At 69.1% G+C, this 15,526-nt stretch carries 14 protein-coding genes; 4 read left to right on the top strand and 10 right to left on the bottom strand.

The window, feature by feature from the left end; translation table 11 throughout:
* Positions 1-47: 47 nt before the first annotated feature.
* The 3 genes from hslV to IAI53_RS11770 all read left to right on the top strand — a co-directional run bounded on the left by hslV (position 48) and on the right by IAI53_RS11770 (position 3,046).
* Positions 48-584 carry an ATP-dependent protease subunit HslV gene (gene hslV / locus IAI53_RS11780; RefSeq protein WP_187718394.1) on the top strand — a complete coding sequence of 179 codons (537 nt, stop codon included), beginning with the start codon at positions 48-50 and terminating at the stop codon, positions 582-584.
* A gap of 36 nt (positions 585-620) precedes the next feature.
* Entirely contained in the window at positions 621-1,955 is a 1,335-nt protein-coding gene (gene hslU / locus IAI53_RS11775; RefSeq protein WP_187718393.1) for an ATP-dependent protease ATPase subunit HslU, read from the top strand.
* 215 nt (positions 1,956-2,170) lie between these two features.
* Positions 2,171-3,046, top strand: coding sequence for an AEC family transporter (locus IAI53_RS11770; protein ID WP_187718392.1), 876 nt, complete (start codon positions 2,171-2,173; stop codon positions 3,044-3,046).
* A gap of 30 nt (positions 3,047-3,076) precedes the next feature.
* Here the strand turns inward: IAI53_RS11770 and IAI53_RS11765 are convergent, their stop codons facing one another.
* The 10 genes from IAI53_RS11765 to IAI53_RS11720 all read right to left on the bottom strand — a co-directional run bounded on the left by IAI53_RS11765 (position 3,077) and on the right by IAI53_RS11720 (position 14,777).
* Positions 3,077-4,003 carry a hypothetical protein gene (locus IAI53_RS11765; protein WP_187718391.1) on the bottom strand — a complete coding sequence of 309 codons (927 nt, stop codon included), beginning with the start codon at positions 4,001-4,003 and terminating at the stop codon, positions 3,077-3,079.
* 163 nt (positions 4,004-4,166) lie between these two features.
* Entirely contained in the window at positions 4,167-6,089 is a 1,923-nt protein-coding gene (locus IAI53_RS11760; RefSeq protein ID WP_187718390.1) for a sensor domain-containing diguanylate cyclase, read from the bottom strand.
* Positions 6,090-6,101: 12 nt separating this feature from the next.
* Positions 6,102-6,887 carry a slipin family protein gene (locus IAI53_RS11755; RefSeq protein ID WP_187718389.1) on the bottom strand — a complete coding sequence of 262 codons (786 nt, stop codon included), beginning with the start codon at positions 6,885-6,887 and terminating at the stop codon, positions 6,102-6,104.
* Positions 6,888-6,892: 5 nt separating this feature from the next.
* A complete protein-coding gene (locus tag IAI53_RS11750; protein ID WP_187718388.1) occupies positions 6,893-8,359 on the bottom strand; it encodes an NfeD family protein in 1,467 nt (488 codons plus the stop codon).
* 114 nt (positions 8,360-8,473) lie between these two features.
* Positions 8,474-8,878, bottom strand: coding sequence for an RNA-binding S4 domain-containing protein (locus IAI53_RS11745; protein ID WP_187718387.1), 405 nt, complete (start codon positions 8,876-8,878; stop codon positions 8,474-8,476).
* Between the two features lie 77 nt (positions 8,879-8,955).
* Positions 8,956-10,272 (bottom strand): TRAP transporter large permease, encoded by a 1,317-nt coding sequence (locus tag IAI53_RS11740; protein ID WP_187718386.1) that lies wholly within the window; start codon positions 10,270-10,272, stop codon positions 8,956-8,958.
* A complete protein-coding gene (locus IAI53_RS11735; protein ID WP_187718385.1) occupies positions 10,265-10,810 on the bottom strand; it encodes a TRAP transporter small permease in 546 nt (181 codons plus the stop codon). The genes IAI53_RS11740 and IAI53_RS11735 overlap by 8 nt, the downstream gene beginning before the upstream one ends.
* A 124-nt stretch (positions 10,811-10,934) precedes the next feature.
* Complete coding sequence (locus tag IAI53_RS11730; RefSeq protein ID WP_187718384.1) at positions 10,935-12,023, bottom strand: C4-dicarboxylate TRAP transporter substrate-binding protein; 1,089 nt, start codon at positions 12,021-12,023, stop codon at positions 10,935-10,937.
* Between the two features lie 45 nt (positions 12,024-12,068).
* Positions 12,069-13,589: an AMP-binding protein gene (locus IAI53_RS11725; protein WP_187718383.1), complete on the bottom strand. Its 1,521-nt coding sequence runs from the start codon at positions 13,587-13,589 to the stop codon at positions 12,069-12,071.
* 12 nt (positions 13,590-13,601) lie between these two features.
* On the bottom strand, positions 13,602-14,777 hold the full coding sequence (locus tag IAI53_RS11720) for an acetyl-CoA acetyltransferase (protein ID WP_187718382.1): 1,176 nt from the start codon (positions 14,775-14,777) through the stop codon (positions 13,602-13,604).
* Between the two features lie 137 nt (positions 14,778-14,914).
* Between IAI53_RS11720 and IAI53_RS11715 the strand changes: the two genes are divergently transcribed.
* On the top strand, positions 14,915-15,508 hold the full coding sequence (locus tag IAI53_RS11715) for a LuxR C-terminal-related transcriptional regulator (protein WP_222948284.1): 594 nt from the start codon (positions 14,915-14,917) through the stop codon (positions 15,506-15,508).
* Positions 15,509-15,526: the final 18 nt, after the last annotated feature.

Below are 15,526 nucleotides of genomic sequence, written 5' to 3'. Positions count from 1 at the left end.
GCACATCGCAAATCCGGGCCGGACAGGCCCGTGCAGGAAAGAACTCCATGGAACAATATCGCGGCACCACCATCCTGTCCGTGCGGCGCGGCAATCGCGTCGCGCTGGGCGGCGATGGCCAGGTCACTCTCGGCAACATCGTCATCAAGGCCACTGCGCGCAAGGTGCGCCGGCTCTACCAGGACCGCATCCTGGCCGGTTTCGCCGGCGGTACGGCGGACGCCTTCACCCTGTTTGAACGCTTCGAGGCCAAGTTGGAGAAGCACCAGGGCAACCTGCTGCGCAGCGCGGTGGAACTGGCCAAGGACTGGCGTACCGACCGCATGTTGCGCCGCCTGGAAGCCATGCTGGCGGTGGCCGACCGTGAGAATTCGCTGGTGATCACCGGCAACGGCGACGTGCTGGAGCCGGAATACGGCATCGTCGCGATCGGCAGCGGCGGCGCCTACGCCCAGTCGGCCGCGCGCGCGCTGCTGGAGAACACCGAGCTCGATCCCGAGGACATCGTGCGCAGGTCGCTCGGCATCGCCGGCGACCTGTGCATCTACACCAACCACAGCCACGTCATCGAGACGCTCGACTGAGCGCCGGACGGGCGACGCTGCGAGCCGCTTACCACCATGACCCAGATGACCCCGCCGGAGATCGTCTCCGAACTCGACAAGCACATCGTCGGCCAGGCCCGTGCCAAGAAGGCCGTGGCCATCGCCCTGCGCAACCGCTGGCGGCGCGCCCAGGTGGCCGAGCCGCTGCGCGCCGAGATCACGCCGAAGAACATCCTGATGATCGGCCCCACCGGGGTGGGCAAGACCGAGATCGCCCGCCGCCTGGCGCGCCTGGCCAATGCACCCTTCATCAAGATCGAGGCGACCAAGTTCACCGAGGTGGGCTATGTCGGCCGCGACGTGGACACCATCATCCGCGACCTCGCCGAGATCGCCGTCAAGGACGGACGCGAACGCGCCATGCGCGCGGTGCGCGACCGCGCGATGGACGCCGCCGAGGACCGCGTGCTCGACGCCCTGCTGCCGCCGGCCCGGCCGGTGGGCTTCAACGCCGAGGCCGAACCGACCGCCGATAGCGCGACGCGGCAGAAATTCCGCAAGAAGCTGCGCGAGGGCGAGCTGGACGACAAGGAAATCGAGCTGGAGGTGGCGGCCGCCTCGATGCAGGCCGAGATCTTCGCGCCGCCGGGCATGGAGGAGCTGACCCAGCAGATCCAGGGCATGTTCCAGAATCTCGGCGGCGGCAAGAAGAAGATGCGCAAGCTGAAGATCGCCGAGGCGCTCAAGCTGCTGGCCGACGAGGAAGCCGCGCGCATGATCAACGACGAGGAGGTCAAGGCCGCGGCGGTGCAGGCGGTCGAGCAGAACGGCATCGTGTTCCTCGACGAGATCGACAAGATCGCCGCGCGTAGCGATGTGCAGGGCGCGGACGTCTCGCGCCAGGGCGTGCAGCGCGACCTGCTGCCGCTGGTCGAGGGCACTACGGTGTCGACCAAGTACGGCATGATCCGCACCGACCACATCCTGTTCATCGCCAGCGGCGCCTTCCACCTGTCCAAGCCTTCCGACCTGATCCCCGAGCTGCAGGGCCGCTTCCCGATCCGCGTCGAACTCGAATCGCTGTCGGTGGAGGACTTCGAGCGCATCCTCACCCAGACCGACGCCTGCCTGGTGCGCCAGTACCAGGCCCTGCTGGAGACCGACGGGGTGACCCTGGCCTTTGCCGACGCGGGCATTCGCCGGCTGGCCGAGATCGCCTACCAGGTCAATGAGCGTACCGAGAACATCGGCGCGCGCCGGCTGTATACGGTGATGGAGAAGCTCCTCGAGGAAGTCTCCTTCGAGGCCGGCAAGGCCGGGCTGAGCCGGGTGGATATCGACGCCGCCTACGTGGACAGCCGGCTGGACATGCTCGCCCAGCGCGAGGACCTCGCCCGCTACGTGCTGTAGGCGCGCCCGCCAGCCCGGCGCATGGGATCCCCTGTAGGAGCGGCCTTGGCCGCGATGCGGCGATCTGGCGCAGACGAGGGTCCGATCGCGGCCAAGCCCGCTCCTACCGGCGTCCGGCGCCGCTGTATCGGTCCGCAGGGGCGAAACTGTGCCGGGAGCGCGCGCCGCCCGCCCGGCTAAACTGGCCGGCCCGCCCGTGCCCAGGCCTGTCGCCCATGTTGATCCGCATCGTCTCCATCCTCTTCCCGCTGTTCGCCATCGCGGCGCTGGGCTATTTCGTCGGCCGGCGGCTGAAGCCCGACCTGTCGCACGCCAACAAGCTCAACATGGACGTGTTCGTGCCCGCGCTGGTGTTCGCCGCGCTGGCCAACAGGGAGTTCCATATCGGCGCCTATGTGCCGCTCACCTTCGCCACCCTGGTGGTGGTGGTCGGCTCGGGGCTGGCCGGCTGGGCGCTGGCGCGGCTCAGTGGGGTGGCGCCCAAGACCTTCGTGCCGCCGATGATGTTCAACAACTGCGGTAACCTGGGGCTGCCGCTGGCGGTGCTGGCCTTCGGCGATGCGGCGTTGGCGCCGGCGGTGGTGATGTTCATGGTGTCCAACCTGCTGCACTTCTCCTTCGGCGCCTGGCTGCTGGACCACCGCATCAGGTTGTGGACGGTGTGGAAGGTGCCTTCGGTGCTGGCGACGATTGCCGGCCTGGCGGTGGGCATCGCCGGCGTGCAGGTGTGGCCGCCGCTGATGATCGCCATCAAGATGCTGGGCGACATCTCCATTCCGCTGATGCTGTTCGCGCTCGGCGTGCGCCTGCACGATTCGCGCATCTCGTCGATGGGGCTGGGGGCGTATGCCGCGGTGGCGCGCCCGCTGGCCGGCATGGCGCTGGCCTGGGGGGTGATGCAGCTCGTGCCCCTGCAGCCGGACGAGCAGGCGCTGATGCTGGTATTCGGCGCCCTGCCGCCGGCGGTGCTCAACTACATCTTCGCCGAGCGCTATCACCAGGAGCCGGACAAGGTCGCCTCCATGGTGCTGCTGGGCAACCTGGCCGCGCTGGTCTTCCTCCCGGTGGCGCTGGCGCTGGTGCTGGAGTGATGCACTGCGCCGCGCCATCCGCAGCGGCGATCAGATGAGCAGGTAGCGATGCGCCATGCTTTCGCGGCTGACCGCGGCGAGGGCGTCCTCGTAGGCGAAGCGGACCAGGCACACCGGCCAGCGGCGGCGGTCCACACCGACCAGGGTGGGCAGTTCCAGCTTCTGCAGTCCGCGCTGCGCGGGGTCCGGGTGCGGCAGGATGACCTGGGCGTCCTGGTTGCCCATCTCCAGCCGCAGGTGTTCCTGCGGGGCGTGGAGCCAGGTCGCTAGGCCCGCCAGCAGGCCGGCCGGGCTGAGGTCGGTATCGTCGCAGGATGCGGTGTCCGGTTCCTCGGCCGGGTCGCCGGTCACGGTGGATACTTCAAGCATCAACTGACGTTCGCTGTGCGCTTGCTTGCGCTTGCGCCGCAGTTCCTCGACCTTCTGCAGGTAAGCGTGGCGCAGGCTGTCGAAGGCCGCGCTGGCGAACTGCCGGCGGACTTCCTGCTCGCTGAGCGCCAGGCTGCGCAGGGTGTGGTCGACGAAGCGCGGCTTGCTCCAGGCCCGCGAGAGGGTGGATGGGGTGTCGGGCGGGGCCGAGGTCACGCGCTGGCGCAGGCCGAGCAGGGCGTGGACCTCCACCGGCGTGCCGGTTGCGAAAGCCGCCAGCCTGTCGCGCACCTCGATGCTGCGCCCGAAGGCCGCGGCAATGTCCTCGCGACGTGGGAACAGCGCGCTCAACAGCGGATCGCTGCCATGACCGGACTCGCTCACCGCGTATGGCCCGGGTAGTACCGCCGCCAGCCGCAGGCAGTATTCGTGCGCGAACTCGGTTGCCGGTTCCAGCGTCCGCCGGTAATCCGGCAGGCGTGTGATGGCCGGGTCGAGAAGCTCGATGAATCGGTCCATATGCCAGCCGAGATCCGCGCGTGCCGGGTCCTGGCCGAACAGCGTCTTCAGTTTGCCGATCACCTTCATGCCCGCCTGTGTGCCTCCCGAAAGAATGGCTCCCGATCTTGTGAACGGCGGGGAATGATGCCCGCCAAGCCGATCTGCCGGTCGTTTCCGGCAAAGAGACCATTATGACGGAAAGGCTATCGCAAGGCGGTGCCGGGCACGCGCGGAAAATGCGCCCGTGCTGTCATCCGGGCCTGGCTCGCGGGCCCTGGCCGGCCAGCGCGTAGCCGTCGCGGCCCTCGTGCTTGATGCGGTACATGGCCTCGTCGGCCGCCCGCAGCAGATCGTCGAGGGTGGCGCCATTGTCCGGGTAGAGGGCGATGCCGATGCTGGCACTGATCCGCCAGCTGCGACCGGCCGCCTCCACCGGCGCAGCCAGCGCCGCGGCGATGCGCTGGGCGGCCGCGCAGGCTTCGACCTCGCCGTGCTGCGAAGCGGCAAGCAGCACCACGAACTCGTCGCCCCCCAGACGGGCCGCGGTGTCGTTCTCGCGCACCGAGGCGGACAGGCGGGCGGCGACCGCCTTGAGCACCTCGTCGCCCACCGCGTGCCCGGCTTCGTCATTGACCTCCTTGAACCCGTCCAGGTCCAGTACCAGCACGGCGGCCTGTACGCCGAGGCGGTGCGCATTGCCCAGGGTCAGGCGGGCGCGTTCGTCGAGCAGGCGGCGGTTAGGAAGGTTGGTCAGCGGATCGAAGAAGGCCATGCGGGCGATGGTCTCTTCGCCCCGCTTGCGCGCGTCGATATCCGAGATTTGCACCAGGACGCAGCCGATGCGGTGGTCGTGCAGGTGGTTGCCGATGCGGGCGGCGATCCAGCGGCTGCCGGCGCCGTCCTCCTTGGTGCGGAACTCCACCATCACCGGTCCGCCGTTCGCCAGGGCCTGGCCCACGGCTTCGGCCACGCGCTCGCGGTCGGCCTCCAGGGCGCCCGCGCACAGTGTGCGGCCGCGCCAGGCGGTACGAGGCAGGCCGGTGATGCGCTCCGCCGAGCCACTCGCTTCGCACACCACGCCGCACGCGTCGAGCGAGAACACGCAGTCGCTGCCCAGCTGCGCCAGTGCGGCCACGCGGGCGGCGCGCTGGCGGCGCTGCATGCCGAGATAGGTCACCGCGCCGCTGAGCAGGCTCAGGCTGCCGGTCAACAGGAGCAGCGCCAGCGATTCGCCCAGCGCTGCCGGCCGGTGAACCGGCCTGAATTCGAGCTGCCAGGTCCGCCCGCCGAAATTCAGTTCGCGTGTCGCCGGATCGACGGCGGCCAGAATCCTGTCCTCGTCATGCAGCACATCCTCGAACAGCGCCTCGGGCGGCGGCAGCGGGTCGCTGTCCAGGCCGGTGTCTATGATGCGCAGTTGAAACTGGCGGCGCAGGTCGCCGGACAGCGCCGCGTCGACCATGTCGCCGACCAGGAAGGAGGCCGCCACCGTGTCGCGTTCCGGTCCGTTGGCCAGTGCGCCGTGCGCATTGACCGGCGCGAGCATCAGCACTGCGGTGGAATCGGCGGCCTGGCGCAGGCGGATCGGCGGTGTGGCGGCGAAACCCGCGACGCGCGCGCGCGCGATGGTGTCGCGGCGGGTTTCGTTGCTCCACAGGTCGTAGCCGAGCGAGCGGTTGTTGTCGATCGCCGGACGGATGAGTTCGACCAGGTGATAGCGCTCGCGCGTACCGGGTGGGTGCACCGCGTAGCTGCGGTAGGCACCGTCCAGGTGCGGCAGCTGCCGGCGGGTGCGTTCGAGATAGTCGGCCAGTTCGGCATGCGCGAGATCGCGGTTGAGCGCGAAGGCGCGCAGGCCGCTCAGGTTGCGGTCGATCTGCAGGGCGTCGACATAGCGGGCGAACTCGGCGGCATCGAGCTCGTCCGAGGCGCGAAAGGCCGCACGCAGACCGAGCAGGGCGTTGCGATACAGCGCGGTCTGCTGTTCGAGCGAGAGCACCGCCTGATCGACCACGCGCTCGAAATGCCCGCGCTCCTGGGTGGAACCGCGCCGCGCCACCTGGTCCCAGGTCGCCAGCCCGGCGAGCAGCACCGCCGCCGCCACCGCAAGGGCGACCCGCCGCGCGCGTAAGGCGGGGGCAAGGATGCGCACCGGCTGGCCTGGCTTGCTCACGTGCGTTCGGACTCAGTCCCGGGGCGTTTCGGGCGGGGTGCCGCGCTTGTGCAAGCCGGTCGCGGCATTGAAGAGATCTACCGGGATCGGAAAGACCAGGGTGGAGGCCTTGTCGCCGGCAATCTGGGTGAGCGTCTGCAGATAGCGCAGCTGGATGGCGGCGGGCTGGCGGGAGAGCATCTCTGCGGCTTCCATCAGGGTCTCGGCAGCCTGCTTCTCGCCTTCGGCATGGATCACCTTGGCCCGCCGTTCGCGCTCGGCCTCGGCCTGGCGGGCGATGGCGCGCACCATGCTGTCGTTGAGATCCACATGCTTGATCTCCACGTTGGCCACCTTGATGCCCCAGGCGTCGGTCTGCGTATCCAGGATCTGCTGCACGTCGGCGTTGAGCTTCTCGCGCTCGGCGAGCATCTCGTCGAGTTCGTGCTTGCCGAGCACCGCGCGCAGCGTGGTCTGGGCGAGCTGGCTGGTGGCCAGCAGGTAGTCCTCGACCTGGATGATGGCCTTCTCGGGGTCGACCACGCGGAAATACACCACCGCATTGACCTTGACCGATACGTTGTCGTGCGAGATCACGTCCTGGCTGGGCACGTCCATGGTGACCACGCGCAGGTCCACCCGCACCATCTGCTGCAGCCCGGGGATGACGATGATCAGGCCCGGTCCCTTCACCTTCCAGAAGCGGCCGAGCATGAAGATCACGCCACGTTCGTATTCGCGCAGGATGCGCAGCGAGGAGATCGCCAGGGCGACCAACAGGATGATCAGCGGGCCGAGGCCCAGATTCAGGTCGAACATGTCGCTTACCTCCCTTGTCCGCTTGCCGGTTCGTCGTCGGGAACGACGTCCAGCGTCAGGCCTTCGATCGCGGTCACCCGCACGCGCCGACCAGGGGCCAGCTCGCCGGGCGCGCGTGCGCGCCAGTTCTCGCCATGGGTGTGCACCCAGTAGGCGCCGTCGCCGGTCGGCCCGGTCACCTGGCCGATGCTGCCTATCATCTCCTCGCGCCCGCTCACCACCCGGCGCTGGCGGCTCTTCACCGCGAAGCCGCCGACCGCGAAGATGATCGCCGCGCTGGCCAGCGCCACGCCGGCGAGGAAGGGCAGGGGAATGCCGAAGCCGGGCACGTCGGTGTCGATCAGGAACAACCCGCCGACCACGAAGGCGATCAGCCCGCCCACGCCGAGCACGCCGAAGCTGGGGGCGAAGGCCTCGGCCAGCATCAGCGCGGCGCCGATCGCCAGCAGCGCCACGCCCGCCCAGTTCACCGGCAGCAGCTGGAAGGCGTAGAGCGCGATCAGCAGGCAGATCGCGCCTGCCACCCCGGGTACGCCGAAGCCCGGGCTGGTGAATTCGAAGAACAGCCCGTAGATGCCGATCATCATCAGGATCAGCGCCACCTGCGGATTGGCCAGCGCGGCGAGTATGCGATTGCGCAGATCGGGCTCCTGGTGCTCGACCACCGCGCCGGCGGTGGCCAGGGTGAGCTTGCCGCCGGCTACGGCCACCTCGCGGCCGTCGATTTGGCGCAGCAGGGCGGACAGATCGGCTGCGACCACGTCTATCACGCCCTGCTCGAGCGCCTCCTGCGCCGACAGGCTCATCGCCTCGCGTACCGCGCGCTCGGCGAAGTCGGCGTTGCGCCCGCGCAGTTGCGCCAGGCTGCGGATGTAGGCGGCGGCATCGTTGACCGCCTTGGCGCTCATCGCCTCGCTGCCGCCGGGGGTGCGCGGGCGGGCGTCGTCCTTGCCGGCATCCTTGTCGCCCTCGCTTGCCGGTTCGCCCTTGTCGGCGCCCTCGTCCTTGCCGCCGGGCTGCGCGCCGCCGATGCCGATCGCCACCGGGGTGGCCGCGCCCAGGTTGGTGGCCGGCGCCATCGCGGCGATGTGGCTGGCGTAGAGGATGTAGGTGCCGGCGCTGGCGGCGCGCGCGCCGTCGGGCATGACGAAGGTGGCTACCGGCACCGGCGAGGCGAGGATGTCCTTGATGATCAGGCGCATCGAGGTGTCCAGCCCGCCCGGGGTGTCGAGCTCGATCACCACCAGCATGGCATTGCGCTCGGCCGCGCGGCGCAGGCCGCGCTGGATGAAGTCGGCGCTGGCCGGGCCGATGACGCCGTCCACCCGCAGGGTGAGCACGGTGGCCTGGGCCGGCGTGGCGGGGGCGATCTCCTGGGCGCGGGTCGGGGCGCCGGACAGCAGCAGGCTGCCTGCCAGCAGGCAGAAGCCTATCAGCAGGTGGCGCAGGTGCCGCAGGGCTGTCGTCCGCATTGAAGCCTCCTCCGCAGCGAGGAAGGGCGGCGGCGCGTCGGGCGCCGCGGGTCCAATCAATGTGAGTGTAGCGCCCGGCAGATGTTCCGGGGGCGTGCTGCGGGCGCAGCCGTGTTACAGGTCGCGGAAGCGGTCGATGCGGCGGCGGTCGCGCTTGGTGGGGCGGCCGTGCAGGTCTGCGCCCGGCGGCGGGGCTACGTGGCGCTGTTCGCGTTGCTGCTCGCGGCGTGCGAGGCTCTCGGCCGTCTCTTCGTACAGGGTCTGGGCCACGCTGGCAGGCCCGCGCTTGTCGGCGGTGGCACGCACGGTGACCACGAACTGCTGCTCGCCGACGGTGATTTCCAGCGTGTCGCCGGGTTTCACCGTGCGGGCGGGTTTGACCGCCAGGCCGTTCACCCGCACCTTGCCGCCGTCAACGGCCTCGGTGGCGCCGCTGCGGTGCTTGAAGAAGCGTGCGGCCCACAGCCACTTGTCGAGGCGGGTGCCGGGGGACTGCGGGCTGGAAGGCGGTGATGTCACGGTCGGGCGTCGGCGAGCGGGGGCGGGGCGGACGATTATCGTCCTGCCCGCCCCGCGCCGCCAAGTCCGCGGTGCGCTCAGCTGCCCATCATGGTGTCGGGCAGCCAGGTGACGATCAGCGGGAAGAAGAAGATCAGCAGGGTGGTGACGATCTCCATGATCACGAACCAGCCCGCGCCGCGGAAGATGTCGAGCAGCGGGGTGTCGCGGTCGATACCGGCGATCACATAGACGTTGAGGCCGACCGGCGGGGTGATGAGGCCGATCTCGCACATCTTCACCGCCAGAATGCCGAACCAGATCGGGTCGAAGCCCAGCGCCTGCACGGTGGGGAACATCACCGGCAGGGTGATGACCAGCATGGAGAAGGCGTCGAGGAACATCCCGAGCGGAAAGTAGAGCAGCAGGAGCAGGCCGATGATCAGCAGCGGCGCGGCGTCGATGCCGGTCACGTACTCGGCGATCAGCTGCGGCACCTGCACCAGGGTGAGAAAGTAGCTGAAGATGCCGGCGCCGAGCATGGTGAACAGGATCATCACCGTGGTGGTGATCGACGAGCGGAAGCTACCCTGCATGGCGCCCCACAGGCCACCGCTGCGGCGGCGGGCGAACATCAGCATCAGGAAGGCGGTGAAGGCGCCCACTGCGCCAGCCTCGGTCGGCGTCACCAGGCCGAGGTAGATGCCGCCCAACACCACGATGAACAGCACGTTGACCTGCCAGGCCTCCTTCAGCGACACGATGCGTTCGCGCCAGCCGTAACGTTCGGGGCGTGCCGAGCTGGGCGGGGCGTACAGGCTGAGGGCGAAGATGCCGACGATGAAGATCAGCGTCGACAGCGCGCCGGGGATGATGCCGGCGATCAGCATCTTGCCGGCCGACACTTCGGTCAGCGCCGCGTAGAAGATCAGCAGCACGCTGGGCGGGATCAGCACGCCCAGCACGCCGCCGGCGGCGACCGCGCCGGTGCTCAGGCGGCGGTCGTAGCCGGCCTTCTTCATCTCGGGGATGGCCACCGCGCCCACGGTGGCCGCGGTGGCCACGCTGGAGCCCGAGGTGGCCGCGAAACCCGCGCTGGTCAGCACGCTGGCCACGGCCAGGCCGCCGGGCAGGTGGCCGACCCACTTGCGCGCCACGTTGAACAGGCGCTGGCCCACCCCGGCCTCCTGGGCGAGGTTGCCCATCAGGATGAACAGCGGGATCACGGTGAGCAGGTACACCGCGCTCTGGGTGTAGGAATAGGCCTTGAGGCGGTTGAGCACGAAGCCGAGGTCCTCGACCATGGCGATGCCGAACACGCCGGCCAGGGCCAGCGCGGCGAACACCGGCGCGCCGAGCGCGAGCAGCACGAAGATCAGCCCGGTGGCGAGCAGGGTGACGGTGATTTCATCCATGGTTGCGGAACTCCGGGGTCATGCCGGCGGGGGTATCGGTGGACGGTACTGCGGAGGGCTGTCCGACCAGGGCGGAGATGGCGGCGAAGGCCATTTGCACGGTGCCGAACCACAGGCCGGCGGCGAGCGCGATCTTGGCCCACCAGATGGGGAACTCGATGTAGCCCCAGCGGAACTCGCGGATGGCGAAGGCGCGCGCGGCGTCCTCGCTGGCCGGCAGGGCGAGCAGGAAGAGCGCGGCGGCGGCGGCGCTCCACGACAGGGCGTCCATGAGGCGGCGCACGCGCGGCGGGGCGAGCTGGCTCAGCGCGGTGACGCGGATGTGGGCGTCGTCGAGCTGAGTCCAGCCCAGGCCGAGAAAGACGATCAGGGCCATGGCGAGCTCGGAGAGCTCGAAAATGCCCGAGATCGGCTTGCCGGTGATGGCGCGGACGCTGACGTCCACGGTGGTGGCCAGCATCAGGAAGGCCATGCAGACAAGTGCGATCCGGCCGAGGAGGTCGGACGCTGCCTGCAGGGCGGCGCGTAGGTAGTGCATGGTGGCAGCCTCGGAAGCGCGGGGAACGGCCGGCAGCCGGAACGAGTCCGGCTGCCGGCGGCATTCTGGAGGGACGGATACGGCCGGCGCGCGCCGAATGGGGCGGCCTGGCCGTGTCGGGGGCTTAGAGCGCGGCGAGCTCGATCGGCCGCTTCAGGCGGCCCTGCCCGTCGTACTTGCGGATGGCGGCTTCGATCAGTTCCTGCATGCGGGCGCCGTCGATGCCGGCCGGCTTGGCCACCTTTTCCATCCAGCCCTCGGTCTGGGCAGGCTGGATCAGCGCCCGGGCGCGCGCTTTCTCGGCGTCCGGCAGCGAGGTGAAGCGCACGCCCTCGGCCTTGGCCTTGGCCACGTACTCGCTCGCCGCCGCGCTGAAGATATCCACGTACTTGCCGGCGTAGATTTCCTCGACGATCTCGTTGCAGGCCTGCTGTACCGGCGCCGGCATGGCGTTCCAGGTGTCCATGCTGATGACGGTGGCCGAAGGGGCGTGCGGGCCGTCGCCGATGTCGGTGAAGTGCGGGGCGATCTCGTGCAGCTTGTAGGCCACCGAGGTGATGAAGTCAAAGCCATACACGCCGTCCAGCACGCCGCGCTCCAGCGCGGCATACACTTCCGGCGCTGCCATCGGCACCGCGGTGCCGCCCAGGCGCTCGATGACTTCGGTGGCCACGCCGTAGCCGCGGATGCGCTTGCCCTTGATGTCCTCCAGCGAGCGGATCGGCTCGCGGGTGACCAGCGGGGCGTAGTACCAGTTGGTCCAGTACATCACCTTGGCGCGGTGGCGCTCTTCCCATTCGCGGCGCAGCGGCTCGAACTGCTCGTACACGTCGCGGCACACCAGCTGCATGGCGTCGGCGCGGTTCATGCGGAAATACCACTCCAGGCCGCGGGTGACCGGCAGTTCGGCCTGGTAGTACCCCGGGGCGATCAGCGACATCTCGGAGGTGGCGTCGCGCACCGCCGACAGGTGTTCGCCCACCTTGTTGAGCGATTGCGCCCAGTAGCGGCGCACCCGCACCTGGCCCTGGGTGCGCTTCTCCAGTTCGGTCAGGAACCACTGGTCCAGCCGCGAGGGGCCGGCCGACTCCGACACGTAGCTGTCGAACTTGATGCTGATGCGTTTCTGCGCGAAGGCCGGCAGGCTCATGCCGCCCAGCAGTCCGGCGCCGGCCAGTGCAGCCCCGCCTTTCACAAAGCTCCGTCTATCCATGCTGTCTCTCCTCCTGATCGGCCGGACGGACGCCGGCCTGTGGTTTCACGCGAGCAACTGCTTGCGTAGTTCGGTCTTCAGTACCTTGCCGTAGCTGTTCTTCGGCAGTTCGCTGCAGAACACATAGCGCTTGGGCTTCTTGAACGAGGCGATGTGCTGACGGCACCAGTGCTCCAGCGTCGCGTCGTCGAGCGTCGCGCCGGCCAGGGGCACCACGAAGGCGACGACGATCTCGCCCCATTCCGCGTCGCGTTCGCCGACCACCGAGACCTCGGCGACCGCCTCGTGCCGGGTGAGGACTTCCTCGACCTCGCGCGGGTAGATGTTGGTGCCGCCGGAAATGATCACGTCCTTGCTGCGGTCGGTCAGCGTGAGGAAGCCGTCTTCGCTCAGGTAGCCGACGTCGCCGGTGCGCAGCCAGCCGTCGACGATGCTCTGGCGGGTGGCTTCCTCGTTGCGCCAGTAGCCGCGCATCACCGTCGCCCCGCGCACGGCCACTTCGCCCGGCACGCCCGGCGGCAGCGCGTTCATGTGCTCATCGACCACCTTCACGTCCACGCAGGACTGCGCCGTGCCCACAGAGGCCAGGATGCGGTCGCGCTCCGCATGGTCGGGGCCGGCCACCAGGCTGCGGCCCAGCGCGGTGATCGTCATCGGGCTCTCGCCCTGGCCGTAGATCTGGATGAAGCGCGGCCCGAGAACGGCCAGCGCCTCCTTGATGTCGGCCACGTACATCGGCCCTCCGCCGTAGATCACCGACTTGATGCCGTCGCCGGTGCTGCCGCTGCGGCGCGCCTCGTCGACCATGCGTTTGATCATGGTGGGCGCGGCGAACATCGACACCTGGCGCAGCGTGCGCGCCAGCGCGAAGATCTCCGCCGCGACGAAGCCGCGCGATTCCGGCACCACGTGGCGTGCCGCGTGACGCACGTGGATGAAGTTGTACAGGCCCGCGCCGTGCGACATCGGGGCGGCGTAGAGCGCCGCGTCGGCCGGCGAGACCGGGTCGACGTCGATCGGGTAGCTGGTGCTCATCGCCACCAGGTTGGCGTGCGAGAGCATCACACCCTTGGGGCGCCCGGTGGTGCCGGAGGTGTAGAACAGCCAGGCGAGGTCGTCGGGGGCGGCCTCGTGCGGCGGGACGAGCGTGCCGTGGCTGTTGGCGGCCAGACGATAGGCCTCGCCCTCGATGGCGCGTTCCGCGCAGCCCGCGGGGAGCTGGCCGGGGCCGAAGGTGGCGCCCGCGTCGGTGAACACCACGGAGGCTTCGGCGTGCTCGATGATCCACGCGGCTTCTGCCGGATGCAGCTTGTGATTGACCGGCACCACGACGGCGCCGGCCCACCACACCGCATAGAGCACTTCCAGGTATTCGACGCAGTTGCGCGCGAACACGGCGACGCGGTCACCCGCGGCGATGCCATGCTCGTCCGCCAGGACGCGCGCCAGGGAGCTGGCGCGCAGCGCGAAGGTGGCGTAGTCGGCGCGCAGCGTGTCGCCGCTGAACAGGGCAGGGGCGTGCGGATGCACACGGGCTGCGGCGTGCAGCCAGTTGGCGATGTTCATGGTGCGGAAACCTCAGGCGCGCTTGGCTTCGAGAATCGAGGCGTAGTTGGCGACCGCGGCACCGCCCATGTTGAACACCAGGCCCAGCTCCGCGCCGGCGCGCTGGATGTCGCCGGCGCGTCCGGTGAGTTGGCGGAAGGCCAGCGCGTGCATCGATACGCCGGTGGCGCCGACCGGGTGGCCCTTGGCCTTGAGGCCGCCGGACAGGTTCACCGGCAGGCGGCCGTCGCGCAGCACGGTGCCGTCCTCCAGCGCGCGGTGGCCTTCGCCCTGCGGCGCCAGGCCCATGGCCTCGTAGATCATCAGCTCGGCAATGGTGAAGCAGTCGTGCACCTCGGCGAAGTCGAGCTGGTCGACGACTATGCCCGCACTGGCGTAGGCGCTCTGGATGGCGCGCCGCGGGCCCTCGAAGGCGATGAAGTCGCGGTGCTCGAGCGGCAGGAAGTCATTGACCTGCGAGACGGCGCGGAAAGCCACTTCGCGTGGGAAGCGGCGGGCGCGCTCGGGCGAGGCGAGGATGATCGCGGCGGCGCCGTCGGTGATCAGCGAGCAGTCGGTCAGGCGCAGCGGCGGGGCGATCTCCGGGTTCTTGTCGGATACCGTGTTGCAGAACTCGAAGCTGGCTTCGCGGTGCATGTGGGCGAGCGGGTTGAACAGCGCGTTGGCGTGGTTCTTCGCCGCGATCCGCGCCATGGCCGGCAGCGGATCGCGGTAGCGCTCGGCGTAGCCGCGCGCCGCGATGCCGAACAGCTGCGGGAAGGACAGCCCGGCTTCGGCCGGATTGTTCTGGTAGCCGGCGCCGGCCAGCGCCTGGGTGACCTGCGCCGTGGTGTTGGCGGTCATCTTCTCCGCACCCACCACCAGCACCAGCTCGGCCGCGCCCGAGCGGATGGCGTTGATGCCGGCGTAGATCGCCGCTGCACCCGATGCGCAGGCGTTCTCGCAACGCGTGGCGGGCTTGAAGCGCAGTCCGGGATGGGTCTGGTGGATCAGCGTGGACGCAAAGCCGTCGGACACCATGCCCGAGTTGAAGTGGCCGAGGTACACTGCGTCGATCTCGGCCGGAACGATGGCGGCCTCCTCGATGGCTTCCGTTGCCGCCGCGACGATCAGGTCTTCCAGGTTCTGGCCGTCCAGGCGGCCGAAGCGGGTGTGTCCGCTGGCGACGATAGAGACGTGTTCCGCCATGCTGTACTCCTCCGTTATCGTTCTGAGTCAGTGTGTCTTTTGTTGCACACACTTTACGAAGCGGTGGATGGCCGGCTCTATCCGTTCAACTACGTACATGCTTGCGTAGCGTTAGATATTGGCAAGGCGGTTTGTTGATGGCGAACGATCTGTGTGGTGCCGACCTTGCGCGCATGAGCGCCGAGGAGCTGGAGCTGCTGGCCTTCCGGGTGTCGCCCACGGCGCAGGTGATTACCCACAACCGCCTCATGGTCAAATTCAACGACGCCTTTGCGGCGCTCTTCGGTTACCGCCGGGAGGAGCTGCTGAATCAGCTGATCCTCAAACTCTATCCGTCGATGGCGGATTACCGGGTGATCGGCGAGCGTTGCCTGGCCTGGTTGCGCGAGAGCCGCAGCCGCAGCTACGCGGACGAGCGCTTCATGCAGAACCGCAGCGGGGAAGTGTTCTGGGCGCGCGCCCAGGGCGTGACGCTGACCCCGCGCGATCCCTTCGACCTGATGGTGTGGAGTTTCGCGCGTCTGGACGCGCCGCTGCGCAGCACCGACAGCCTGACCGCGCGCGAGCGCGAGATCTCGACCTACATCGTGAACGGGCTGACCTGCAAGGAGATCGCCCGCAAGCTGGGCATTTCGCACCGCACGGTGGAGACCCACCGGGCGCGCCTGATGAAGAAGCTCGATGCGCGCAACACCGCGGAGCTGGTGTCGCGCATCATCGTCATCAGCTGAGCCCGCCCCCGCAGCGGG

The sequence above is a fragment of the Thauera sedimentorum genome (assembly GCF_014489115.1).
GTDB lineage: Bacteria > Pseudomonadota > Gammaproteobacteria > Burkholderiales > Rhodocyclaceae > Pseudothauera > Pseudothauera sedimentorum.
Note: the sequence above shows the minus strand (reverse complement) of the source record. Positions and strands in the feature narration are given on the sequence as shown.